20 protein-coding genes and 2 tRNA genes are annotated in these 22884 nt (G+C 68.2%); 11 read left to right on the top strand and 11 right to left on the bottom strand.

Going from position 1 to position 22884, the window contains the following annotated elements:
* Positions 1-97 precede the first annotated feature (97 nt).
* From ACTJKH_RS04505 to ACTJKH_RS04525, 5 genes are all read left to right on the top strand, one after another.
* A complete protein-coding gene (locus ACTJKH_RS04505) occupies positions 98-649 on the top strand; it encodes an RNA polymerase sigma factor (protein WP_210099162.1) in 552 nt (183 codons plus the stop codon).
* Positions 646-1740: a DUF4349 domain-containing protein gene (locus ACTJKH_RS04510; RefSeq protein WP_440735917.1), complete on the top strand. Its 1095-nt coding sequence runs from the start codon at positions 646-648 to the stop codon at positions 1738-1740. Before ACTJKH_RS04505 ends, ACTJKH_RS04510 begins: the two co-directional genes overlap by 4 nt.
* 113 nt (positions 1741-1853) lie before the next feature.
* Positions 1854-2402 (top strand): helix-turn-helix domain-containing protein, encoded by a 549-nt coding sequence (locus ACTJKH_RS04515; RefSeq protein WP_440735918.1) that lies wholly within the window; start codon positions 1854-1856, stop codon positions 2400-2402.
* A complete protein-coding gene (locus ACTJKH_RS04520; RefSeq protein WP_440735919.1) occupies positions 2399-3640 on the top strand; it encodes an MFS transporter in 1242 nt (413 codons plus the stop codon). Before ACTJKH_RS04515 ends, ACTJKH_RS04520 begins: the two co-directional genes overlap by 4 nt.
* A gap of 57 nt (positions 3641-3697) precedes the next feature.
* On the top strand, positions 3698-5020 hold the full coding sequence (locus ACTJKH_RS04525; protein ID WP_440735920.1) for an acyltransferase family protein: 1323 nt from the start codon (positions 3698-3700) through the stop codon (positions 5018-5020).
* A 65-nt stretch (positions 5021-5085) separates the two neighbouring features.
* Here ACTJKH_RS04525 and ACTJKH_RS04530 read toward each other — a convergent pair.
* A tRNA-Glu gene (locus ACTJKH_RS04530) sits at positions 5086-5158 on the bottom strand.
* Positions 5159-5311: 153 nt separating this feature from the next.
* Here ACTJKH_RS04530 and ACTJKH_RS04535 point away from each other — a divergent pair.
* Both ACTJKH_RS04535 and ACTJKH_RS04540 read left to right on the top strand, forming a co-directional pair.
* Positions 5312-5950 (top strand): MBL fold metallo-hydrolase, encoded by a 639-nt coding sequence (locus tag ACTJKH_RS04535; protein ID WP_259159340.1) that lies wholly within the window; start codon positions 5312-5314, stop codon positions 5948-5950.
* Positions 5951-5952: 2 nt separating this feature from the next.
* Complete coding sequence (locus tag ACTJKH_RS04540) at positions 5953-6831, top strand: aminoglycoside phosphotransferase family protein (protein ID WP_440735921.1); 879 nt, start codon at positions 5953-5955, stop codon at positions 6829-6831.
* Here the strand turns inward: ACTJKH_RS04540 and pepN are convergent.
* On the bottom strand, positions 6825-9311 hold the full coding sequence (pepN, locus tag ACTJKH_RS04545; RefSeq protein WP_440735922.1) for an aminopeptidase N: 2487 nt from the start codon (positions 9309-9311) through the stop codon (positions 6825-6827). The two genes, ACTJKH_RS04540 and pepN, sit on opposite strands and share 7 nt — an antisense overlap.
* Positions 9312-9399: 88 nt before the next feature.
* Here pepN and ACTJKH_RS04550 point away from each other — a divergent pair, with 88 nt between their 5' ends.
* Both ACTJKH_RS04550 and ACTJKH_RS04555 read left to right on the top strand, forming a co-directional pair.
* Complete coding sequence (locus ACTJKH_RS04550; RefSeq protein ID WP_440735923.1) at positions 9400-9846, top strand: MarR family winged helix-turn-helix transcriptional regulator; 447 nt, start codon at positions 9400-9402, stop codon at positions 9844-9846.
* Positions 9847-9881: 35 nt separating this feature from the next.
* Positions 9882-10739: a 3-hydroxyacyl-CoA dehydrogenase gene (locus tag ACTJKH_RS04555; RefSeq protein ID WP_440735924.1), complete on the top strand. Its 858-nt coding sequence runs from the start codon at positions 9882-9884 to the stop codon at positions 10737-10739.
* 7 nt (positions 10740-10746) lie between these two features.
* Here the strand turns inward: ACTJKH_RS04555 and ACTJKH_RS04560 are convergent, their stop codons facing one another.
* Complete coding sequence (locus ACTJKH_RS04560; protein WP_440735925.1) at positions 10747-11706, bottom strand: DNA topoisomerase IB; 960 nt, start codon at positions 11704-11706, stop codon at positions 10747-10749.
* 151 nt (positions 11707-11857) lie between these two features.
* On the opposite strand from ACTJKH_RS04560, the gene ACTJKH_RS04565 reads away from it, so the two are divergent.
* The gene (locus ACTJKH_RS04565; RefSeq protein WP_440735926.1) at positions 11858-12781 is read left to right on the top strand and encodes a hypothetical protein; all 924 of its coding nucleotides are present in this window, start codon (positions 11858-11860) and stop codon (positions 12779-12781) included.
* A 50-nt stretch (positions 12782-12831) separates the two neighbouring features.
* Here the strand turns inward: ACTJKH_RS04565 and ACTJKH_RS04570 are convergent.
* Together ACTJKH_RS04570 and gltX are read right to left on the bottom strand one after the other, a co-directional pair.
* Positions 12832-12903: transfer RNA gene (locus ACTJKH_RS04570), tRNA-Gln, on the bottom strand.
* A 160-nt stretch (positions 12904-13063) separates the two neighbouring features.
* On the bottom strand, positions 13064-14569 hold the full coding sequence (gene gltX / locus ACTJKH_RS04575) for a glutamate--tRNA ligase (RefSeq protein WP_440735927.1): 1506 nt from the start codon (positions 14567-14569) through the stop codon (positions 13064-13066).
* Positions 14570-14754: 185 nt separating this feature from the next.
* Here gltX and ACTJKH_RS04580 point away from each other — a divergent pair, with 185 nt between their 5' ends.
* Positions 14755-15999 (top strand): acyl-CoA dehydrogenase family protein, encoded by a 1245-nt coding sequence (locus ACTJKH_RS04580; RefSeq protein ID WP_440735928.1) that lies wholly within the window; start codon positions 14755-14757, stop codon positions 15997-15999.
* Positions 16000-16109: 110 nt separating this feature from the next.
* On the opposite strand, the gene ACTJKH_RS04585 is transcribed toward ACTJKH_RS04580, so the two are convergent.
* The 6 genes from ACTJKH_RS04585 to ACTJKH_RS04610 form a co-directional block, all read right to left on the bottom strand.
* Positions 16110-16874: a class I SAM-dependent methyltransferase gene (locus tag ACTJKH_RS04585; protein ID WP_440735929.1), complete on the bottom strand. Its 765-nt coding sequence runs from the start codon at positions 16872-16874 to the stop codon at positions 16110-16112.
* Positions 16871-18130 (bottom strand): MFS transporter, encoded by a 1260-nt coding sequence (locus ACTJKH_RS04590; protein WP_440735930.1) that lies wholly within the window; start codon positions 18128-18130, stop codon positions 16871-16873. Before ACTJKH_RS04590 ends, ACTJKH_RS04585 begins: the two co-directional genes overlap by 4 nt.
* Positions 18127-18903 carry a fumarylacetoacetate hydrolase family protein gene (locus ACTJKH_RS04595; protein WP_440735931.1) on the bottom strand — a complete coding sequence of 259 codons (777 nt, stop codon included), beginning with the start codon at positions 18901-18903 and terminating at the stop codon, positions 18127-18129. Before ACTJKH_RS04595 ends, ACTJKH_RS04590 begins: the two co-directional genes overlap by 4 nt.
* An 80-nt stretch (positions 18904-18983) precedes the next feature.
* Entirely contained in the window at positions 18984-20084 is a 1101-nt protein-coding gene (locus ACTJKH_RS04600; RefSeq protein WP_210097764.1) for a branched-chain amino acid aminotransferase, read from the bottom strand.
* Positions 20085-20144: 60 nt separating this feature from the next.
* Positions 20145-21188 (bottom strand): 3-isopropylmalate dehydrogenase, encoded by a 1044-nt coding sequence (locus ACTJKH_RS04605; protein ID WP_440735932.1) that lies wholly within the window; start codon positions 21186-21188, stop codon positions 20145-20147.
* Positions 21189-21263: 75 nt separating this feature from the next.
* The gene (locus ACTJKH_RS04610; RefSeq protein WP_440735933.1) at positions 21264-22799 is read right to left on the bottom strand and encodes an MFS transporter; all 1536 of its coding nucleotides are present in this window, start codon (positions 22797-22799) and stop codon (positions 21264-21266) included.
* Between the last annotated feature and the right edge of the window lie 85 nt (positions 22800-22884).

The following is a 22884-nucleotide window of genomic DNA, read 5'->3' on the forward strand; positions in this document are numbered from 1 at the left end:
CCGCACCGGCGGCATCCCATCGACGGCATCGATCTGAGACGATGGTGCATCCTTCGACACTTCCCGGGTGAGAGACACCGAACGGAAACCGGATACCGTGCAGACGACAGATCAGAGATGGGTGGCGCAGGCCGCGGCAGGTGACGAGAGCGCCTTCCGCGAGCTGTACCGCTCGCACGTCCGACCGGTCTACTGGATAGCCCATGGCCTTCTCGGCTCCCCCGCCGACGCCGAGGACGTGACCCAGGAGACCTTCGTCACCGCGTGGCGCAAGCTGCCGGGGCTCGAGCTGCAGGGAGAGTCCCTGCTCCCGTGGCTCGCGACGATCTGTCGCTTCCAGGCAGCGAACCGACTCCGACAGCGCCTGCGCGACCGAGCGCACACCACGGATGCCGTCGACGACAGCATCCCTTCGACGATCAGCGTCGAGGAGCAGGTGATCACCGCTGCTCTGGCCGCGCGGATCGCCGCCGAGGTGGGGACCCTGAACGATCTCGACCGAGAGATCTTCAGGCTCTGCGCCACGGAAGGCTATGCCTACCAGGCCGCGGCGGAACAGCTCGGTGTGAGCCATGCCATCGTCCGGAACCGTCTCTCCCGAGTCCGCACCCGCCTGCGTGGTGCCGTGAAGGAAGCGAGCGACGCATGAACGACAACGCACCCATCGATGGCCTGCCCGAGCTCTCGGATGCCGCGGTGGCGCGCATCGAGGCCTCCGTGTTCGAGGAGATCGCGGAAGGGCGTCGGCCGGAGACGCCGACCGCGATCCGAGCGCGAGCACGCCGTCGCCGCTGGCTGACGGGCGCCGGCATCGCCGCCGCCTTCGTGGTGGGAGTGCTCGTGACTCCCCCGATCCTGGGCGTCATGGGCGGCAGCGCCATGAGCACGGCCGGAGGCGGGGACACGTCCTCCGGGGTCGTGATGGAGGACTCGTCCTCCGGATCCGCAGACCAGAGCGTGCCCGGGGCGGCGTCCGACTCGGCGGAGTCGTCGAGCGTGGCGCCCGGTGCCGTCGACGGCACCGATCGCGAGATCATCGCCACCGCGAACGCCACCCTCGAGGTGAAGGACATCGCAGACGCCGCAGCGGCGATCGGCGCACTCGCCGAGAAGTACGACGGCTACGTCGAGAGCACCGAGATCGGCAAGAGCATCGCCGTCGACGGCACATCCGAGTCCGCCTCCGCGGACGACGGATACGGCTGGATCAGCATCCGCGTGCCCTCCGCCGACCTCGCCACCGCGATCGACGGCCTCTCGGACTCCGGTGATCTGCTCTCCTCGTCGATCTCGAAGCAGGATGTGACCTCGACGGCGATCGATCTGCGGGCTCGAGTCGACGCCACGAAGGCCTCGGTGAAGCGACTCACCGAGTTGATGTCGCAGACCGGCACGGTCGCGGAACTGATCGAGGCCGAGGTCGCCCTGACGGATCGCCAGGCGCAGCTCGAGTCATACGAGCAGCAGCTCGCCGCGCTCGACGATCAGGTCGCGATGTCGAGCCTCCAGATCGAGCTCACCCGGACGACTCCGCCCACGACGGCCGACCCCGCCGGATTCGCCGATGGCCTCGTCGCCGGATGGAACGGCCTCGTCGTCTCGCTCAACGCTCTGGTCGTCGCGGTCGGCTTCGTGCTGCCGTGGCTCTCCCTCGCCGGTGCGGTCGTGCTGGTCGTGTGGCTCATCCGTCGAGCACGACGTACTCGCCGCACGAGCGGCGAGGCATCCGCCGAGGACTGACCCGCACCGACCGAAAGAGCCGCCTCTCCTCGCGAGAGACGGCTCTTTCGTTGATTTCCAGAGGTATACAAGAAGTCTTGTGCGAACACGGGGCCGGATCTACCGTTGCGTCCATGGAAGACATCTCGGTGATCACCGCCGTGCATCACCCCCTCCGTCGTCGCATCTACGACTACCTGCTTCTCTACGGCACATCGCAGGTCACGACGCTAGCGCGATCGCTCGAGAGCCAGGTCGGCAGCATCAGCCACCATGTGCGCATGCTCGAACGTGCGGGGCTCGTGGAGCGGGTCGAGGACCCCTCCGGAGACCGGCGCACCAGCTGGTGGACGCTCGCTCGCCGCGGCTTCACCTGGTCTGCCGACGATTTCTCCGATTCTCCCGCCGAGGCGCTCCTCGCCCGCGAGGCGCAGCGTCAGGGCATCCGGATGCAGATCGACCGCCTGCAGAGGTGGCAGCGGCGACACGATGATCCTGCGTACGCCGCGTATGACGCGTCGAACACCGAGACGACCGCGTGGGCGTCCCCCGAGGAGCTCCGCGACCTGAGCGCCCGCATCCTGCGCACCCTGGAGGAATGGCGCGAGTCCGTCGATCTCGACGACGGGCAGCAGCGCACGCCGATCTTCGTCTTCGCGCACGCCTTCCCCACGACGCCATGATGTCCGCGGCCGAACCCCGGCAGCTGGCGGAGCCGCCCGCGTTCCGACGCGACCGTCGTGTGCACGCCTGGATCGGTGTCAAAGCGCTCTCGGATGCCGGCGACGCGCTCTGGACGATCGCGCTCGCCTGGACGGCCGTGCAGACCGCCTCTCCCGCGATCGCCGGTCTCATCGTCGCCGCAGGCACCGTCCCCCGCGCGATCGTCCTGCTGTTCGGTGGTGTGATCGCCGACAGGTCCGACGCGCGCAGGGTCATGATGCTGTTCACCGTGCTTCGGGTCGGTGTGCTCGTCGCCGTGGCGCTGTGGGTGCTCGCGACCCCGCCCACGGTCGGCGTCCTGCTGTTCGCGGCGATCGCCTTCGGAATCTGCGATGCCTTCTACGAACCGTCCGCCGGAACCGTCGCCCGACAGCTCGTGCGAACGAGCGATCTTCCCTCTTACGGAGCGCTCGCGCAGACGGCTTCGCGCCTCGGCACGATGGCGGGCGCTGCGATCGGCGGGGTCCTCGTGGCGTATGCGGGGCTCGTGGGCAGCGCAGCCGTCAACGCCTTCACGTTCAGTCTCGTGCTCGCCTTTATCGCCCTCTGGCTCCGGCCGAGGTTCGTGCTGGCACGGGCACCGAGGGAGTCCGCGCTGCACGGCATCGCCCGCGGATTCGCCCACCTCGGCACCCACCCGACGACCCGCACCCTCGTCATCGCGCTGTCAGGACTCAACCTCGCCGTCGGTCCGGCGGTGGGGATCGGGCTCGCACTGCGTGCGCACGACGAGGGATGGGGTGCCCAGGCTGTCGGGCTGTTCGAAGCGCTGCTCGGACTGGGCGCGGCGCTCGGGGCGGTCTCGGTCGTGACGTGGCGACCGCGAAGAGAGGCGTTCGCAGGTTTCTGGGCGCTCGTCGTCCAGGGTGCCGGGATCATCGCACTCGGGTGGGGACCGGCCTGGACGGTCGCGATCGCAGCCTTCGTCATCGGCGTGACCGCGGGCTACGCCTCGGTGCTCCTGAGCGCCACATTCTCCGCCACGGTCGACACCGCCTACCTCGGCCGGATGGGTTCGATCACTCGTCTCGGCGATGACTGCCTCATGCCACTCGCCATGGCCGGGTTCGGTCTGCTCGCCTCGACCACGGCGGTCTGGGTGCCGTTCGCCCTCTTCGGCGGCACGATGATGGCACTCATGGCTCTGCCGTTGAGCACCGCCGCGTTCCGGCGCCTCACTCTCGCACCCGGCGCCTGACACCGCGCCCGCTGCTGCTCCCCTCGCTCGGCACCCGCCGCCGCTAGAGTCGTCGGCATGAGCAGCGCCGCCACCGACTCGACGACCCGCACCGTACCTGCAGGCCGCGATCTCACCCTCGATCTGGCGCGAGTCGTGTGCGTCGTGCTGGTGGTCTTCGTGCACATCCTGTTCACGGGGGTCGGTCGCGCACCGGACGGGTCGCTGCTGATCGAGCGCACCGTCGAGGCGCAGTCCTGGTTCACCGCGGCGTCGTGGATCGCGAACATCATGCCGCTGTTCTTCGTGGTCGGCGGATACGCGGCCCGCGCGGGGTGGCGATCGGCGTCGGCCCGCGGAGATTCGGCGGTGGACTTCGTTCGGGTGCGTCTGCTGCGGCTCTCCCGCCCCGCGCTGCCGCTGTTCATCTTCTTCACCGTGGTCCTCGGCGCCACCCGGTTGATCGGGATCGATCCCGAGCTCGTCGACACCATCGCGATCGGCGTCGGCTCCCCGCTGTGGTTCCTGGCCGCGTACATGATCGTGCAGGCTCTCGCTCCGGCGATGATGCGCCTGCACGAAAGATCTGGCGGCTGGGTGCTTGTGGGCCTTCTCGCGGGCGCAGTGCTCGTCGACACGTTCCGGTTCACGGTCATCGGCGGGTTCCTCGGCATCCAGCCCGTCGCAGGGTCGGGCTACGGACTCGGCCAGGAGCTGTTCGGCATCCCCAACATCGTCTTCGTCTGGCTGTTCGCCCAACAGATCGGTTTCTTCCTCTTCGACGGCTGGTTCGGCGCACGCCGCTGGTGGCAGCTGCTGCTGCTCATCGCAGCGGGCTATGCGGCGCTCTGGGGGCTGGTGTCGCTCGGAGGATACTCGTGGAACATGCTCGGCAATCAATGGCCGCCCACGACAGCGATGGTCATGCTCGCGGTGATCCAGGCCGCCGCCCTGACTCTGCTGCACAGACCCCTGACCGCCCTCATGCGGCAGAGAGCCGCTCAGGGCGTGGTCTTCCTGATCGGCTCACGTCTCATGACCGTCTATCTGTGGCATCTGCCCATGATCATGGTGCTGATCGGCATCCAGCTCGTACTCCCGATTCCGCTCCCTGTACCGGGGAGCGCGATCTGGTGGTGGACGCGGCCGCTGTTCCTCGTCGTGGTGCTCGCCGCGGTATGGGTGCTGTCGCTCTGGTTGATCCGGTTCGAGAAGGTTCCGGTCGGCGGCACGGCACGGTTCCCCTCGACCGGCGCCGTCGTCACCGCCGTGCTGGTCTTCATCGCGCCGATCATCGCGATCACCGCATACGGCCTCGACTTCCTGCTCGCCGCGATCGCGCTCGGATGCACCGCTCTCGCACTGTGGCTGGCGGGCACTCGGCGGAGATCGGCCACCTGAGCGGTGGGAATTCCCCGCGGATACGACGAAAGCCCTCGGAGAACCGAGGGCTTTCGTGTGTTGTGTGACCCCAGCGGGATTCGAACCCGCGTTACCGCCGTGAGAGGGCAGCGTACTAGGCCGCTATACGATGGGGCCGTCTGGCGGAACGTTTCCGTGCCGCGACAACTGTTCAAGTATGCCACGACGATTCTCGCGCCGCCAAATCGAGCCGCGCCCTCCTCGATTCCCGGGCGTGGCGCACCCGGACAGCGGTTTGCCAGTGAGGCTCGGAAGGAGTTGACTCATCTCATGCGCGTCACGAAATTCGAACATGCGGCTCTTCGCCTCCAGCAGGGCGATGACGTCCTCCTCATCGACCCGGGTTCGTTCACGGCTCCCCTGAACGATCTCGCCGGTCTCGTCGCCGTGGTCATCACCCACGAGCACCCGGACCACTGGACCCCTGAGCACCTCGATCGCATCCTCCGCGCCGCCCCCGGCACGCCGATCTATGCGCCTGCCGGCGTCGCGAGTGCCGCCGACGGATACGAGATCTCGGTCGTGGCGCCCGGTGACACGGTGGACGCCGGAGCGTTCGCGCTGCGCTTCTTCGGAGGAACGCATGAGGTGATCCACTCGTCCCTCCCGACCGTCGAGAACGTCGGCGTGCTCGTGAACGGCGACTTCTACTACCCCGGAGACTCCTATGCCGTGCCGGAAGGCATCGAGGTCGGCACCCTCGCCGCTCCCCTCGGCGCTCCGTGGCTAAAGATCGGCGAGGCGATGGACTATGTCCTCGCCGTGAAGCCGCGTCGTGCGTTCGGGACGCACGACATGACGCTCTCGGTGGCCGGCAAGACCATGCATCGCCAGCGCCTGCAGTGGGCGACCGAGCAGGGCGGCGGTGAGTTCTCGGTGCTCGAGCCGGGCGACTCGCTCGACATCTGAGCATGGCGGACTCCCCCTCGGCCGAGTGGTCGCTCGACGAGGGCGGTGTACGCACGCTGCTTCGCGCCGCTGCCCCGGAACTGGCCGACCTTCCCCTGACGCTGTTCGCCGACGGGTGGGACAACTCGATGTGGCGGCTGGGATCAGAGCTCGTCGTCCGCCTCCCCCGCCGCGCCCTCGCCGTCCCGCTCATCGCGAACGAGCAGCGAGCCCTCCCCGAGATCGGTCCGGCGCTCGCGGTGCTCGGCATCCGGACGCCGATCCCCGTGATCGCGGGCGAGCCGGGCGACGGTTTCCCCTGGCCGTGGTCAGTCGCCCCCTGGATCGACGGCACGAGCGCCCTCCGCACACCGCGAGCCGAGAACGCCGCCTGGGCACCGCGACTCGCAGCGGCGCTCCAGGCCCTTCATGTCCCTGCCCCCGTCGACGCACCACTCAACCCCGTGCGCGGTCGAGCCCTGATCACACGAGACGATGTGATGCGTCCTCGACTCGACGCCCTCCCCGCACGGTCGGCGCTGCGCGGGGCCTGGGCCGACGGGCTCGCCGCATCACCGAGCGTCGAACATGTCTGGATCCACGGGGATCTGCACCCGGGAAACCTGCTCGTGCACGAGGGACGGCTCGCCGCACTGATCGACTTCGGCGACGTCACCGTCGGCGACCCCGCCTACGACCTCGCGTCGGCATGGATGCTCTTCGATGCTCCGGGGCTGGGTGCGTTCCGGAGGGCCACGGGTTCGCGGTACGACGATGCGACCTGGGCGCGCGCACGAGCGTGGGCTGCCTACATGGCCCTCGTCCTGCTGACGCAGAGCGATGATCGACCCGAGCACCTCGCTGTCGGGCAGTCGACCGCCGAGGCGCTGGAGACCTACTGAGCCTGGGCCGCTCGCACGCGGAGGTCTCGGGCGAGGTGGTCACGCTGCTCGACCACGACGCGGCGCAGGGCGGCAGGCGCCGATCCGTTCTCGGCGATCCAGGCATCCACCAGAGCGAGACTGGGCGTCGCCGGGAAGAGGCCGACGACAAGGCGCCGCGCCAGTTCGATGCTCCGCCCCGCCCAGGCATCGCCGATCCGGGCGAAGTAGTCCTCATCGAAGCCCGCGATCAGGTCGCGGCGCCCGCCGGCGCGGACGCCCGCGATCACCGCGTCGAGATGGTCGTTGCTGAGCGATTCGTCGTTCCATGCCGCGGCCCATGCCTCGGCACGGACCGCCTCGTCCGGGCGCGACGCGAGAGCCCGCCGCGCGGCGGTGCGACCGCTTCCGGTGTCATCGCGGTGCTGTTCGCCCGCGATCTCGTCGGTCCCGGCATGGCCGGTCGTCACGAGAGCCGTCAGCAGCTGCCATCGCAGGTCGGGGTCGACGATCAACCCCTCGGGAGCGTCGCCGTCGAGGATCGCCCGGATGTCTCCGGCACGTGCGTCCTCGAAGGCCGACGCCGCCGCGAGAGCACGGGCCCACGAGAGCTGCGCGTCGCTCCCGGCATCCGCTGCGTGCAGGGCGCTCCATGCGGTCTCCACCCACCGTCTCTGCTCGTCACGCCTGACATCATCCGCGGCATAGTGTCGGATCGCGAACAGCGCGTTCACCAGCACACCGCCCAGGAGCCCGATATTCGACTCCTGCGGCGCATGCGCTCGCACGATCGAGGTGTACCGGGTCGCCGGCAGTTCGCCGTCCCGCGTCGCGTTCCACAGGGACGACCAGATGACCGCGCGAGCCAGAGGATCCTCGACAGCGGACAACGAGTCCTGCACGGTGGCCAGAGAGGCCTCGTCGAGGCGCACCTTGGCGTAGGTGAGATCGTCGTCGTTGAGCAGAACGAGATCGGCGTCGGGCAGGTCCACCGGAGTGCGCTCGTCGTGGATGTCGATCGCCATCTGCTCGCGGCGGATGACGCGACCTTCGACGCGGTCATAGAACCCGACGCGCAGGCGGTGAGGGCGCGGATCGCTCTGGACGAGCACGGTCGCCCCCTCGGCATCCTTCTCGATCTCGAGGGTCGAGACACCCGTCGTCTGCAACCAGGCCCGTGACCACGCGGACATGTCGCGACCCGACACCGCGCTGAGCTCCACGAGGAAGTCGTCGAGCGTCGTGTTGCCGAACGCGTTCGCGGCGAAGTACCGTCGAGCGCCTTCGAAGAACGCGTCGTCCCCGACGAAGGCGACCAGCTGCTTGAGGACGGCTGCACCCTTTGCATAGGTGATCCCGTCGAAGTTGAGCTTGGCCGCCTCGAGATCCGTGATGTCCGCGACGATCGGATGCGTCGTCGGAAGCTGATCCTGCTGGTAGGCCCAGGCCTTGCGGTTGGCGGCGAACTTCACCCAGGCATCATGGAAACGTGTTGCGACCGCAGACGCGTGCGAGCCCATGTAGTCGGCGAAGGACTCCTTGAGCCACAGGTCATCCCACCACTTCATGGTGACGAGGTCGCCGAACCACATGTGGGCCATCTCGTGCAGGATCGTGTTCGCCCGAGCCGCCCGCTGGGCGTCCGTCGCGGCGCCCCGCGACAGGTACGCCTCGGTGAAGGTGACGAGCCCCGGGTTCTCCATCGCGCCGAGGTTGTACTCGGGCACGAAGATCTGGTCGTACTTGCCCCAGGGGTACGGGTAGTCGAAAGCATCGGTGAAGAAATCGAGGCCCTGACGCGTGACGTCGAGGATCTCGTCCGACTCCAGATACTGCGCCAGCGACTGTCGCACGAGCACTCCCAGCGCGATGTGCTGCTCGTCGCGCCGCCAGTCGCCGTCCACGCGGGCGTAGGGACCCGCGGCGATCGAGGTGATGTAGCTCGAGATCGGCAGCGTCGGGGCGAACTCGACGCGCTGCACGCCGACACCGACGTCGACGGCTGCTGCGGACTGGTTCGAGAGAACCTCCCACCCCGCCGGCGCATCGATCACGAATGTATAGGACGCCTTGATGTCCGGCTGTTCGAAGCACGCCATGACGCGCCGCGAGTCGGCGGGCTCGTACTGTGTGTACAGATACGTGCGGTCGTCGACCGGATCGTGGAAGCGGTGCAGCCCCTCACCCGAACGGCTGTAGGCTCCGACGGCCTCGACGCGGACGATATTGGTGTCCGCGAGACCGTGCACAGCGATGCGGGCACCGTCGTGGACGACCTCGTGCTCGGCACCGTTGACGATGACGCGCTCCACGCTCTCGCCGATGAAGTCCAGCCAGGTCGATTCGACCGTCGAGCTGAACTCGAGCGTCGTCGCCGTCGGGAACCCCGTGCGCGCCCGCTCAGGCGCTCCGGTGAGATCGAGTTCGACGCGGATGCTGCGCACGGAGATCGCGGCGGATCGCGCTGCGGTCTCCTCTCGCGTGAGGTTGGCTGTCTGCATTCCTCCATCCTGTCATCCGGGTCCGATGTCCGTGCTTCGTCACAACCTATAAGTTGCACTATGCAACAGTCAGGTCTAGAGTTGCTGTATGCAACAGAGAGAGGACGCGGACGCACGAGGGCAGGACAGCGCCACGGTGCTGAGATCTCTCCTGGCGATCACGCGACGCGGCCTGGTCGATGCCCGCTCCGGCGAGACTCACCTGTCGATCACCGACCAGTCGATCGTGATGGCCATCGCCGATGAGCCGGGGATCCGCTCGACCGACATCGCGCAGATGTTCCGACTCAACCGATCGACGGTGTCCCGCCAGCTCTCCTCCCTCATCACGCTGGGACTCGTTCAGGAGATGCCCTCGACGGCAGGACGTGGACGCCCTCTCGCGCTCACGCCGGACGGTGAAGACGCCTTCCGCAGGACGCTCGACACGCTGCAGCACGTGATCGACACCCATCTCGCGCGGTGGTCGGACGCAGAGGTCTCGCGCTTCGCGCATGACCTCCTGCGCTTCGACCGCGGCGACGCCGCATCGTGACCACGGCCCACAAGGCCACCACAGAAGGAAGAGAAATGAAGAACATCACCGTTCTCGGCACCGGCGTCCTCGGATCGCAGATCGCGTTCCAGACCGCCTTCCACGGATTCGACGTCGTGGCGTACGACATCGATCAGGCGGCGCTCGACCGCGCAGCCGAGCGCTTCGGGGGACTCGCCGCGCGCTACGTCACGGACGGCGTGGAGAACGCCGCCGACGGAGGCGCGCAGAGCGCGATCGGACGCATCCGGTTGACCTCGGATCTCGCGGATGCAGCTTCTGACGCAGACCTCATCATCGAGGCGGTGCCGGAGAGCCTGGAGCTCAAGCAGAGCATCTACCGGACGCTCGCCGGAGTGGCGCCGGCGACGACGATCTTCGCGACCAACTCCTCGACCCTCCTTCCCAGCGCTCTGGCCGAATCGACCGGCCGCCCCGATCGCTTCCTCGCGCTGCACTTCGCGAACGAGATCTGGTCGCACAACACCGCCGAGGTGATGGGCACACCCGACACCGCTCCCGGTGTCTACGACCAGGTCGTCGACTTCGCGGCACAGATCGGCATGGTCCCGATCGAGATCAAGAAGGAGAAGGCCGGATACCTCCTGAATTCACTTCTCGTGCCGTTCCTGGAGGCGGGCGCGGAGTTGCTCGTCGACGGGATCGCGGAACCGGAGGCGATCGACGCGACCTGGCGCATCGGCACCGGGGCACCGGCCGGACCGTTCGAGATCTACGACATCGTGGGGCTGACGACGGCCTACAACATCTCGCGCATGGGTGGCGAGAAGCAGCAGCGCTTCGCCGAGCTGCTCAAGGAGCAGTACATCGACAAGGGCAAGCTCGGCGTCGCCACCGGGGAAGGCTTCTACACCTACCCGCGCGCGAGCTGACGCGCGATCAGCGCCCGAGCAGCCTGCGGATCGCCGTCTCGGGCGACACGGTCAGATCGAGGGTGCGGCCGCGCGCGTAGAGCCGGAAGACGCGCGGGTCGATGTAGCTTCCCCGAGCCACCGCGAGGGTGTTGCCGAGCGCCGAGGCCGTGGCCTGCACGGCCAGACGCTCGGCACGCCGTCGCTCGTTCTTCGTCTCGAGCCGACCGATCCGCGCGAGCGCATCCGCCGCGAGGATCGTGCCGTGCAGCGTGCGGAAGTCCTTCGCCGTGAACGCGGCCCCCGCGACCTCCCGAAGGTAGTCGTTGACCTCCCCCGAGGTCAGACGCACCCTGCGGCGACCTTTTCGATAGGCGAGCAGCGGCGCGCGCGGGGATCCGACCGCGAACTCCGACAGCGCCTCGGCCAGCGGAGCATCGCTGATCTCGATCGACGCCAGCTGCTTGCTCTTCGCGGGGAAGCTCAGGGCGACCGTGCTTCCGTCGATACGCACATCGCGGCGTCGAAGCGTCGAGAGCCCTCGGCTGCCGTGCTTCACGAGGTACCGTTCCGAGCCGATCCGAAGAGCAGCATCGTCGAGGAGCCGGAACGCCACCGCGAGCGCCCGCTCGCGTGTCAGGCCGGATTCCCCGATCGCGCGCGTCACCTTCGCCCTGGCCGCGGGCAGGGCCTCTGCCAGTCGGAGCGCCCTGGCGAACTTGCGCTGGTCCCGTCCCGTCCGCCAGAGCGGGTGATAGAGGTACTGGCGTCGACCGGCGTCATCCGTGCCGACGGCCTGGATATGCGCGAGAGGGTCGGCGGCGATCCAGACGTCCTTCCACGCCGGCGGGATCGCAAGGTCGTGGATCCGCTCACGGTCGGCCTCGGAGACGGGGTCGCCGCCCGCATCGAGGTATCTGAATCCGGAACCGGATCGACGACGCCGGATTCCCGGTTCCTCCCCCGGAACGACTCGTCTGAGCGCCATCCTCGACCTTCCTGTCCGTCAGCGTGCTGGATCGCTCGCAACGATGCCGCGGCGGCGCACGGACGTGAAGGGCATGGCGCGGGCGGGATCAGACTGGTAGGGCGCTCTCTCGGATTGTCTGTGAACACTCAGGTCTGCCATCCTCTTCACTATGACGATGTCACTCGAGGAGTTCCGTGAGTCCCTGACGAGACCGGATCTGCGCGGTTCCCTCGGCTTACAGCTCACGGAGGTCGAAGCGCAGCAGGTCGCCGCAGATCCGGGCTCCACGCAGAGCTGGTACGCGTACTGGCTCTCGACTCAGCCGGCCGCGCAGACGCCTCCGCCGCCCGCACAGGATGCGCCCGCCTACGATGCGCCGCCGCCCGCTTTCGATGCGCCTCCGCCCGCCTACGAGGCGCAGCCGACCTTCGACGCGCGGCCGACCGCTCCTCTCGTCGACCCGTACGGCGCGCCGACCGCCGCACCCGTGGATCCGGCGTACGCCGCGACGGCAGCGTACCCGGGTTACGACGGCGCCGCCACCGGAAACGCGGCGCACCCGGGGTACGGGCCCGTTGCAGACGGCGAGCCGGCCAAGAAGAGGAGGGTCGGCCTCTGGGTCGCCCTCTCGATTATCGGGGCACTGCTGCTGATCGCCGCGATCGTCGTCGTCGTCGCGTTCACCACGGCCCGGCACTGGACCAAGGTTGATTCCCCGGAGAAGCCCGAGACCTTCCACAGCGAAGAGTATGAGACCGGACGCTACGACGTCACCATGGACGACGTGAACCCGTGCACGGTCAACCAGGACTGGACTGACTGCACGAACCAGATGTCCGCCACCTACACCGCGGCGTGCGCCGATGTCGAGCTCACCGAGACGGCGACACTGCTCTGCACCGAGTACAAGAGCGCGATCGACGAGATGAAGGCCCAGGACGGCGACGGGTACTACGTGGCCACGCTGGGCTCCTACGGCAACCTGCACCGCAGCGCCGAGATCGACACCCGACAGGTCTCGAACGACGACTACGAGCCGGCGGTGACCCATGAGGCCGTCTGCTACCTCGGGTTCATCGGAGAGTGCGAGTAGACACCACCGGATACGACAAAACCCCCGCTCGCGCGGGGGTATTTGTCTTGCTGGGGTACCTGGACTCGAACCAAGAACAACGGAACCAGAAACCGCCGTGTTGCCAATTACACCATACCCCAAGGGCGAAACCTGAGCCTCGCACCGAGAGTCAAGCCTACCCGAGCCTCGCCCCGAATGCCAAAACGCCCCGGGTCGTCCGGGCGAGTCGCACTCCGATCACGATGGCGAAGAGGGAGAGCATCCGTCGGATGCCCTCCCTCGTGACACGCTCGGAACGACTCAGTTCGAGAGGAACTCCGAGAGTGCGCGAAGGCGTCGCAGCGACTCGTCCTTGCCGAGCAGCTCCATCGACTCGAAAAGAGGGGGCGAGATCCGGCGGCCGGTGATCGCCACACGCGGCGGCCCGTAGGCGATCCGGGGCTTGAGCTCGAGCTTCTCGACCAGTGCCTCGGCGAGAGCCTCCTGGACCTTCTCCGGGGTGAACTCGGTCACCGGTTCGAGAGCAGCGACACACGCGTCGAGCACCTCTGCGGCGTTCGCGGGGAGACCCTTGAGAGCGTCGGCGTCGTAGGACACGTCGTCGGTGAACAGGAAACCCACCATCCCGGGCACCTCGCCCAGCAGCTGCACCCTCTCCTGCACCAGCGGTGCGACGCGGAACGCCATCACGAGCTGCTCGTGCGTGGGCTCGTCGAAGAGCCCCGCAGCCGCGAGGTAGGGGATCGTGCGCTCGGCGAAGTCCTTCTCCCCCAGGGTGCGGATGTGGTCGCCGTTGATCGACTCGGCCTTCTTCTGGTCGAAGCGGGCCGGGTTCGGGTTGACGTTCACGATGTCGAACGCGTCGGTGAACTCCTCGAGGGAGAACACGTCGCGGTCGGGACCGATCGACCAGCCGAGAAGGGCCAGGTAGTTGAGCAGACCCTCGTGGATGAAGCCGCGATCGCGATGCAGGAAGAGGTCGGCCTGCGGGTCGCGCTTGGAGAGCTTCTTGTTGCCGGTCTCCCCCAGCACCAGCGGCATGTGCGCGAAGCGCGGCACGAAGGTCGTGACGCCCGCCTCGATCAACGCCGCGTAGAGGGCGAGCTGGCGAGCCGTCGAGGGCATCAGGTCTTCGCCTCGGAGCACGTGGGTGATGCCCATGAGAGCGTCGTCGACCGGGTTCACGAACGTGTACAGCGGGATGCCGTTGGGTCGCACGACCACGAAGTCGGGGAACGATCCGGCCGGGAAGGTCACCTCGTCACGGATCAGGTCGACGTAGGTGAGGTCTTCATCGGGCACTCGGAGACGCAGTGCGGGCTGACGTCCCTCAGCGCGGAACGCCGCCTTCTGCTCGTCGGTCAGAGTGCGATCGAAGTTGTCGTACCCGAGCTGCTTCGCACGCCCGGCCGCTTCGTTGCGGGCGTCGATCTCGTCTGCGGTCGAGTAGCTCTCGTAGAGCGCACCCGTCGCCAGCAGCTTGTCGATCACGCCGCGGTAGATGTCGTGGCGCTCGGACTGGCGATAGGGCGCGTGCGGGCCACCGACCTCGACGCCCTCGTCCCAGTCGATCTTGAGCCACGTGAGCGCATCGACGAGCTGACGGAAGCTCTCCTCGCTGTCACGGGCGGCGTCGGTGTCCTCGATGCGGAACACCATCTTCCCGCCCGTGTGACGGGCGTAGGCCCAGTTGAACAGCGCGGTGCGGACCATGCCGACGTGCGGCAGTCCGGTCGGCGAGGGGCAGAAGCGGACGCGGACGTCGGCGCCACTGGCGGTCGTGGTGAGGGGGTGCGGAGTAGCCATATCCCTCCGATTCTAGTTGCCGGCGCGGCACGCCACAGGGGCTCACGGCGAGGCGACCGGGGACGAGACCCGGGGTCACCGTGGGTAACAGTCACTCACCCGGGGAAACAACCCGCGTTCGGCGCCGACCTGCTCCTATCGTTGCCGCAACGTAACACCGAACCCACAGACGGAAGGGCAAGAACGTGACACTCACGAATGCAGTGACGACGGGTCTCGAGGACCGATGGCAGGGCGCCGCACGACCACAGACCAGCGCAGGCTGGCTCGCCCGCGCACAGGAGGTGGCAGACATCCTCGCGGCGGACGCCGTCGAGCGCGATCGGGCGAACGCGACGCCACACGCCGAAGTCAGGCTGTTGAAGGAGTCCGGACTGGTGACGCTGCTGGGCCCCCGTATCCACGGCGGCGCCGGCGAGAGCTGGGACACGGCGTACAGGGTGATCCGCACCGTCGCCAGGGGCGACGGATCGATCGGCCAGCTGCTCGGCTATCACTACCTCTGGGCGTGGGCCGCGCGGCTCGTCGCCACCGACGATCAGATCGCCGCCGTCGAGGAGCTCTACACGACCAACGACTTCCTCTTCGGAGGGGCGGTCAACCCCCGGGACTCCGATCTCGTCATCCGAGAAGACGGCGACGATCTCGTCTTCTCCGGGCGTAAATCCTTCTCCACCGGCGGGCAGGTCTCGGACCTCACCGTTCTCGAAGGCATCCTCGAGGGCACTGACACACACGTCTTCGCGATCGTCCCGACCGCGCAGGAGGGAATCGTCTTCGCGGACGACTGGGACAACCTGGGGCAGCGACTCACAGAGTCCGGCTCCGTCGAGATCCGAGACGTACGCGTTCCCTGGGCCTCCGCTGCGGGATTCGTCGACAAGGAGTTCCAGCCGCTCACCTACAACACGCTGAACGTCCCGGCGATCCAGCTCGTGTTCGCGAACTTCTATCTCGGAATCGCGCAGGGTGCGCTCGAGACGGCGTCCGCGTACACGCGCACCACGACGCGCCCCTGGCCGTACGGCGGAGACGACAAGCAACACGCCACGGACGAGTGGTACCTGCTCGAGGGTTACGGCGAGCTCGCGTCGAAGCTGTGGGCCGACGAGGCCCTGCTGGATGCCGTGGGGGCGGAGATCAGTGCCGTGCTGCATGCACCCCGCGAGGATCTCACGGCGCGCCGACGCGGTGAGATCGCTGTCCGGATCGCGGCGGGGAAGCTCCGGATCGTCGACGACGGGCTGGAGGTCGCCACGAAGGTCTACGAGCTCACCGGAGCACGTGCGTCTGCGAACACGGTCGGACTGGACATCTTCTGGCGCAATCTGCGAACGCACAGCCTCCACGATCCGATCGCCTACAAGAAGCGCGAGGTCGGGACGTTCGTGCTGAAGAACGAAGTGCCCGAGCCGACCTGGTACACCTGAGCGCTGCGACTCCCACCCCTCGGTGTCGCGCCGGCACAGGCGGACGCGGCACCGAGGGTCGCGGGGCGGACTGCGGTGCTCCGGTGGATGCCCCTCGCGACGCGCGGATCTCAGCGGCGCGAGCGGATCGCCATCGCCGCGGAGTGCTCCAGCGGAACACGACCGTCGACGGTCCGCTCGGAGCACACCGCGTCGAAGGCCGCGCGGAAAGCACCGCGTTCCGAGCTGTCGAGCGCACGGTAGAACTGGCCGGCTCCCCCGATCCCCCCTTCTGCGGACACCCACAGCGCGGCGACTCCGGCGGACCAGGTCCAGGTGACCTCCGACACCCGAGAGCCCGTCCAGCCCGCATCGTCCAGCATCCGCGCGAAGCCGTCGACCGTCCGCTCGAAGTCCTTCTCCGGGGGCAGCCGGTCCCCCGCCGACGGCGTGAGCCCCGCGCGGTCGCAGACTTCGCGCCACAGCCACGTCGGTGAGTTCGTCCAGACGGTCGCCGCGACCAGGCCGGCCGACACTCGCGAGAGTTCCTGTGCCGCCATCCGCGGATCGGCGACGTGGTTCAGCACGAAGTTGGCGACGACCGCATCGAAGGCCCTGTCCCGGAACGGCAGCTGCGGCAGTGCCCCGTCGACCACGGGGATCCCGGCGTGCTCTCGCGACGCGATCTCCCTCATCGTCGGCTCCGGCTCGCATCCGGTGACGTTCCAGCCGGCGGCGGCGAACGCCGCGGAGAGCGATCCGGTGCCCGAGCCCACATCGAGCAGGGTGCGCCCACGCGCTTCCCCGAGCTCGTCGATCAGGAAGGCAGCCGTCCCGACGCACAGCGAGGCGTACGAATCGGCGTACGCGCGCCCCGTGCCCGCCCAGTCCTTCATCGTGTCGCGGAGCGTCCGAGGGGCGAGAGCACGACGATCGCGATCACGAGCACGGATGCGGCGATGCCGAGCCCCGCGTACTGGAAGTTCGAGAGGATCACCCCGGCCATCACCGCCCCGGCCGCAGCCGACAGGCTCATCAGCGAATCGCTCCTGCCCTGCCGTCGAGTGCGGACCTCGGGTGCACTCGATTCGGTGAGCAATGCCGCCCCGGCGACCGTCGCGGCACTCCAGCCGAGCCCGAGCAGGATGAGCGCGACCATCACACCCCACTCCTGATCGTTCACGAACACGGCGAAGGCGAGCGCCCCGCCCAGCAGCACCTGACCGAGCAGCACCACCCGAAGCCGCCCCCAGCGATCGGCGAGGATACCGAAGAGCGGCGACAGCGCGTACATCCCGCCCACGTGCAGCGCGATCGTGATTCCGACCAGAGCGGAGACATCGGCAGGCGTCGGCGCCATGCCTTCACTGCCGTGCGCCATGTGGGCGAGGTGCACGGGCGTCATCGCCATGACGGACGCCATCACGACGTGTGACCCTGCGATCGCGAAGATCGCGTATCGGGCGACGACCGGACGATCGACCGCCACCCGCCCGGGCACCGCCGCCGCAGCCTTGGCGAGTCCCTGGGCCGCGAGCAGAGGATCGGGTCGCAGCGCGACGAGGTACAGCGCGAGCGCCGCGCACTGGGCGACGAAGGAGAACGCGTATGAGCCGGTCTGCGGGGGCATGCCGATGGCCTCGCCGACGATCTCTCCCGGCCCGAGCAGCAGCGGACCGGCCACGCCGCCGATCGTGGTCGCCCACACGACGACCGAGAGATCGCGCCCGCGGTGCTGCGGCGCGGCGAGATCGGTGGCGGCGAACCGCGACTGGAGGTTGCCGGCATTGCCCGCACCGATCATGAGGATCCCGACGAGCAACAGGGGGAACACCCGCAGCGACGCGGCCAGGATCACCACGGCGATGCCGACGAGTGCGAACAGGTTGCCCAGAGTCAGTGCACGACGCCTGCCGACCCTCGAGGCCAGGCGAGCGAGCGGGATCGCGCACAGCGCGGCCCCCAGGGTGACCGATGCCGTGGCGAGACCGGACAGCGCGTCGCTCCCCGAGAGATCGGCGGCGAGCAGAGCGCCGAGTGACACCGTCGCTCCGAAGGCGATCCCACCGAGCACCTGTCCGAGCGACAGCACCAGCACCGTGCGTCGCTGGACGGCCGCCTGCTGGGTCGCCGTCAGAGCGACGACGGTCATGATGGGCGCACGGCGTCGCGCACGGTGTTGCGCAGGATCCCCAGTCCGGTGATCTCGACCTCGACCGTGTCGCCGGCGTCGAACGTGCCGACACCCGCCGGGGTACCCGTCAGGATGACGTCACCGGGAAGCAGGGTGAACACGGCCGACGCATGCTCGATGATCGCCTCGACGGAGTGGATCATGTCGGTCAGAGGTGCCTTCTGGCGGACCTCCCCGTTCACGCGGGTCTCGATGGTCGCGACCGAGGGGTCGAAATCCGTGCTGATGGTGGGCCCGAGGGGGCAGAACGTGTCGAACCCCTTCGCGCGCGACCACTGTCCGTCCTTGCGCTGGAGGTCGCGAGCGGTGACGTCGTTGGCGATGGTGTAGCCGAGTACATGGTCGAGCGCATCCGCCTGGGTGACGTTCTTGGCGACCTTGCCGATCACGACGGCGAGCTCACCCTCGTACTCGGTCTGGTCCGAGATCGACGGGCGCACGATCGCATCTCCGGGGCCGATCACGGCGGTGTTGGGCTTGAGGAACAGCAGCGGCTCCTCAGGAGCCACTCCCCCCATCTCGGCCGCGTGGTCGTGGTAGTTCTTGCCGACGCACACGATCTTCGAGCGCGGGATCACCGGCGCGAGGATCACCGCGTCCGCGATCGGCACACGATCGCCCGTCGGCTCGTATCCGGCGAAGAGCGGATCGCCCGAGAGGACGACGAGGTCGGTGTCATCGACGATCCCGAAGAGGATGGCGTCGTCATGGCTGAATCGGGCGATCTTCATGCCACCAGCCTAGCCACGGTGCAGAACGACGAGACCCCGCCCTGCGCAGTGCGCACGGCGGGGTCTCGGGTCCGTTCAGCTCAGGCGTCGAGGCGCAGGAGCCAGCCGTGCCTGTCTTCGCGACGGCCGTACTGGATGTCCGTCAGCTCCTCGCGCAGAGAGAGCGCGAGTTCGCCGAGAGGCTGGGCCTCGTCGAAGCCCTCACCGACGAGGGCACCGATCGGGGTCACGACGGCGGCGGTGCCGCAGGCGAACACCTCGACGATGTCGCCGGATGCCACACCCTGGCGCCACTCGTCGATCGAGATCGGTCGCTTCTCGACCGTGTAGCCGCGATCCTCGGCGAGCTGCAGCAGGGAGTCGCGCGTGATGCCCTCGAGGATGCTGTCGGACTCGGGAGTCACGACGCGGCCGTCCTTGAACACGAAGACGACGTTCATGCCGCCGAGCTCCTCGACATTGCGCTCCTCGTTGAGGAACACGACCTGGTCGCATCCCTTCGACGAGGCCTCGCTCTGCGCCAACAGGCTCGACGCGTAGTTGCCGCCGGTCTTGGCCTTGCCGGTGCCGCCCTTGCCCGCGCGCGCGTAGTCCTCGGAGAGCCAGATCCGCACGGGCTTCACGCCACCGCTGAAGTAGGCGCCCGCAGGGCTCGCGATCACGTAGTACGCGACCTTCTGTGCCGCACGCACACCGAGGAAGGCCTCCTTGGCGAACATGAAGGGGCGCAGGTACAGGCTCTGGTCCTCGCCGGACGGGACCCAACGGCCATCGACGGCGATGATCTCGCGCAGCGACTGGATGAAGTATTCCGTCGGCAGCTCGGGCAGTGCGAGTCGGCGGGCACTGGCCTGCAGACGCGCCGCGTTGCGGTCGGGACGGAAGGTGTGGATCGAGCCGTCGGCGTGGCGGTAGGCCTTGATGCCTTCGAAGATCTCCTGGGCGTAGTGCAGAACCGATGCGGCAGGGTCGAGTGGGATCGGTCCGTACGGCTGCACGCGAGGACGGTGCCATCCGCCCTTCGTGGACCAGCAGATGTCCACCATGTGGTCGGTGAAGACCACGCCGAATCCGGGGTTCTCGTGCACCTCGGCGACCCGACCGGGTGTCGCGGCGGTCAGATTCTTGGTCACCGCGAACTCCAGCGGAGCCACGGCGGTCTCGGCGTCGATGGTCGTCATCTCGTCATCCATTCCTCGTGCGGCGCGCGTCCTCGCGCCTTTCCAGCCTACGCCTGTCGCTCAGAGCAGAGCGGTGATCGCGGAGCCGACCTCCGCGGTGGTGCGCGCCCCTGCGCGAGACGCGATGTCGGACTCGACGGCGGCGCTCACGCGAGCGGCCTCTCCGGTGAGTCCGAGGTGGTCGAGCAGCAGCGCGACCGAGAGGATCGCCGCGGTGGGGTCGGCCTTCTGCTGCCCCGCGATGTCGGGGGCGGATCCGTGGACCGGCTCGAACATCGAGGGGAACGCGCCGTCGGGGTTGATGTTCCCCGAGGCCGCGAGTCCGATGCCTCCGGTTACCGCGCCCGCGAGGTCGGTGAGGATGTCGCCGAAGAGGTTGTCGGTGACGATCACGTCGAAACGGGAGGGGTCGGTGACCAGGAAGATCGTCGCGGCATCGACGTGCAGGTAGTCCACGGCGACGTCCGGGTGCTCGGCAGAGACCTCGTTCACGATGCGCTGCCAGATCGCGCCGGCGTGCACCAGCACGTTGGTCTTGTGCACGAGCGTGACCTTCTTGCTGCGACGCTCGGCCAGGTCGAAGGCGTAGCGCACGACGCGCTCGACGCCGAACGCCGTGTTCACCGAGGTCTCGTTCGCGACCTCATGCGGTGTTCCCTTGCGGATCGCACCGCCGTTGCCGACATAGGGCCCCTCCGTTCCCTCGCGGACGACCACGAAGTCGATGTCGCCCGGGTCGGACAGAGGACCCGCAGCACCGGCGAAGAGCTTCGACGGACGCAGGTTCACGTAGTGGTCGAGCGTGAAGCGGAGCTTGAGCAGCAGCCCGCGCTCGATGTTCGCGTCCTTGAGACGGGGGTCCCCAGGGGTGCCGCCCACGGCACCGAGCAGGATCGCGTCGTGGTCGGAGATCGCCTTCAGGTCGTCATCCGTGAGCGTGTCACCCGTCTCGAGGTACCGCGCGGCGCCGAGCGAGAAGCGGGTCTTGTCGAACGTCACGTCACTCGACGCGGTGACCGCATCCAGCACCTTCTCCGCTTCGGCGACGACCTCGGGGCCGATTCCGTCACCGGGGATGACGGCCAGCTTCACGACACGCGACATGACACTCCTTGCATCGGGATGAACCGGCCAGCGCTCGGACGGATGCCGAGCAGGCCGGTTCTCCCAGCGTACTGGTCAGTGCGAGGGGGTCTTGCGCAGTGTGACGGCCGCGATGAGGCCGGCCAGCACGACCAGGCCCGCACCGATGAGCGAGGTCACCAGGACGCCCGAGCCGAAGGCCGCGGAGGCCGCATCCCACAGAGCATCGCCGAGCTGTGCCGGCAGCTCCTGCGCGGCGGTGTAGGCACCGGCGAGGGTCTCCTTGGCCGCGTGCGCCGCATCCGCGGGAATACCCGCCGGAATCACCAGGGCCCCGCGATAGAAGGCCGTGATCAGGCCACCGAGCACCGCGGTGCCGAGGACGGCGCCGAGTTCGTAGGCCGTCTCGGACACCGCGCTCGCGGCTCCCGCCTTCTCGGCGGGCGCGCTCGAGAGGATCAGCTCGTTCGAGATGGTCTCGGCCGCACCGATGCCGATTCCGAGCACCACGAAGGCGATGATCAGCGGCGCGACACCGTGATCGGAGGTCGTGAACGCGACCAGCAGGTATCCGGCGAGGGAGAAGACGAGTCCTGCCGGCACCAGGATGTGCGGGCGCACCCGACGCGAGATCGGGACGACCGAGAGTCCCGCCACGATCATCGCGATCATGCCGGGCACGAGCGCCGCCCCCGCGGTCATCGGCGAGAGGCCGAGGACCAGCTGGAGGTGCTGCGACACGAAGTAGAGGAAGCCCACGAGCGCGACGACGCTCAGAAGGTTCACCAGGATCGCACCGGAGAAGGAGCCCCGGCGGAACAGCGCCATGTCGAGCATCGGCACCTCGGCATGCAGCTGACGCCGCACGAACAGGTAGCCCATCACGATGCCGAGCAGCGCCCAGCCGCCGGCGGTGAGGCTCGGTCCGTCGACGGCGAGCGACTTGATCGCGTACACCACGGGGATCATCGCGGCCATCGACAGCACGATGCTGACGATGTCGATGCGGCCGGGGTTCGGGTCACGGCTCTCGGGCACGAGCAGCGGCGCTGCGATGAGCAGCGGGATGAGCACGGGGACGGCGATCAGGAACACCGAGCCCCAGTCGAAGTGCTCGAGCAGGAATCCGCCCACGATCGGCCCGAGAGCGGATCCGGCCGAGAATGCGGACGCCCACACGGCGATCGCGAGACGACGCTGATCCCGGTTCTGGAAGATCGAACGCAGGAGCGACAGGGTCGACGGCATCAGCATCGCACCGAAGAAGCCGAGGAGGGCACGGGCGGCGATCAGCAGGCCGGCGGTCGGCGCGAAGGCGGCGAGGGCGGACACCGCGGCGAAGCCGGTCGCGCCGATCAGCAGCATCCGCCGACGTCCGAAGCGGTCACCGAGGGTTCCCATGGTCACGAGGAGTCCGGCCAGCACGAGCGGGTAGACGTCGATGATCCACAGCTGCTCGGCGCCGGTGGGTGCGAGCGCGATGGAGATCTCGGGGAGCGCGAAGCTCAGCACCGTGTTGTCCACCGACACCAGGAGCACCGGCAGCATGAGGACGACGAGCGCCGCCCAGCCTCGGGCTCCGACGCGGGGAGCATCCGTCTCTGTCGTCGGGATCGACGCAGTACGGGTCATGGAACACCTCTCAGAGTCACGACGGCATCGTTACTAAACCGTCCAGATGGTATAGTAACAGAGTCGTCACACTGCCGCGCTACTG

Origin of the sequence: Microbacterium sp. 22215 (assembly GCF_052045655.1) — a bacterium.
In the GTDB taxonomy this organism is placed as follows: Bacteria; Actinomycetota; Actinomycetes; order Actinomycetales; family Microbacteriaceae; genus Microbacterium; species Microbacterium phyllosphaerae.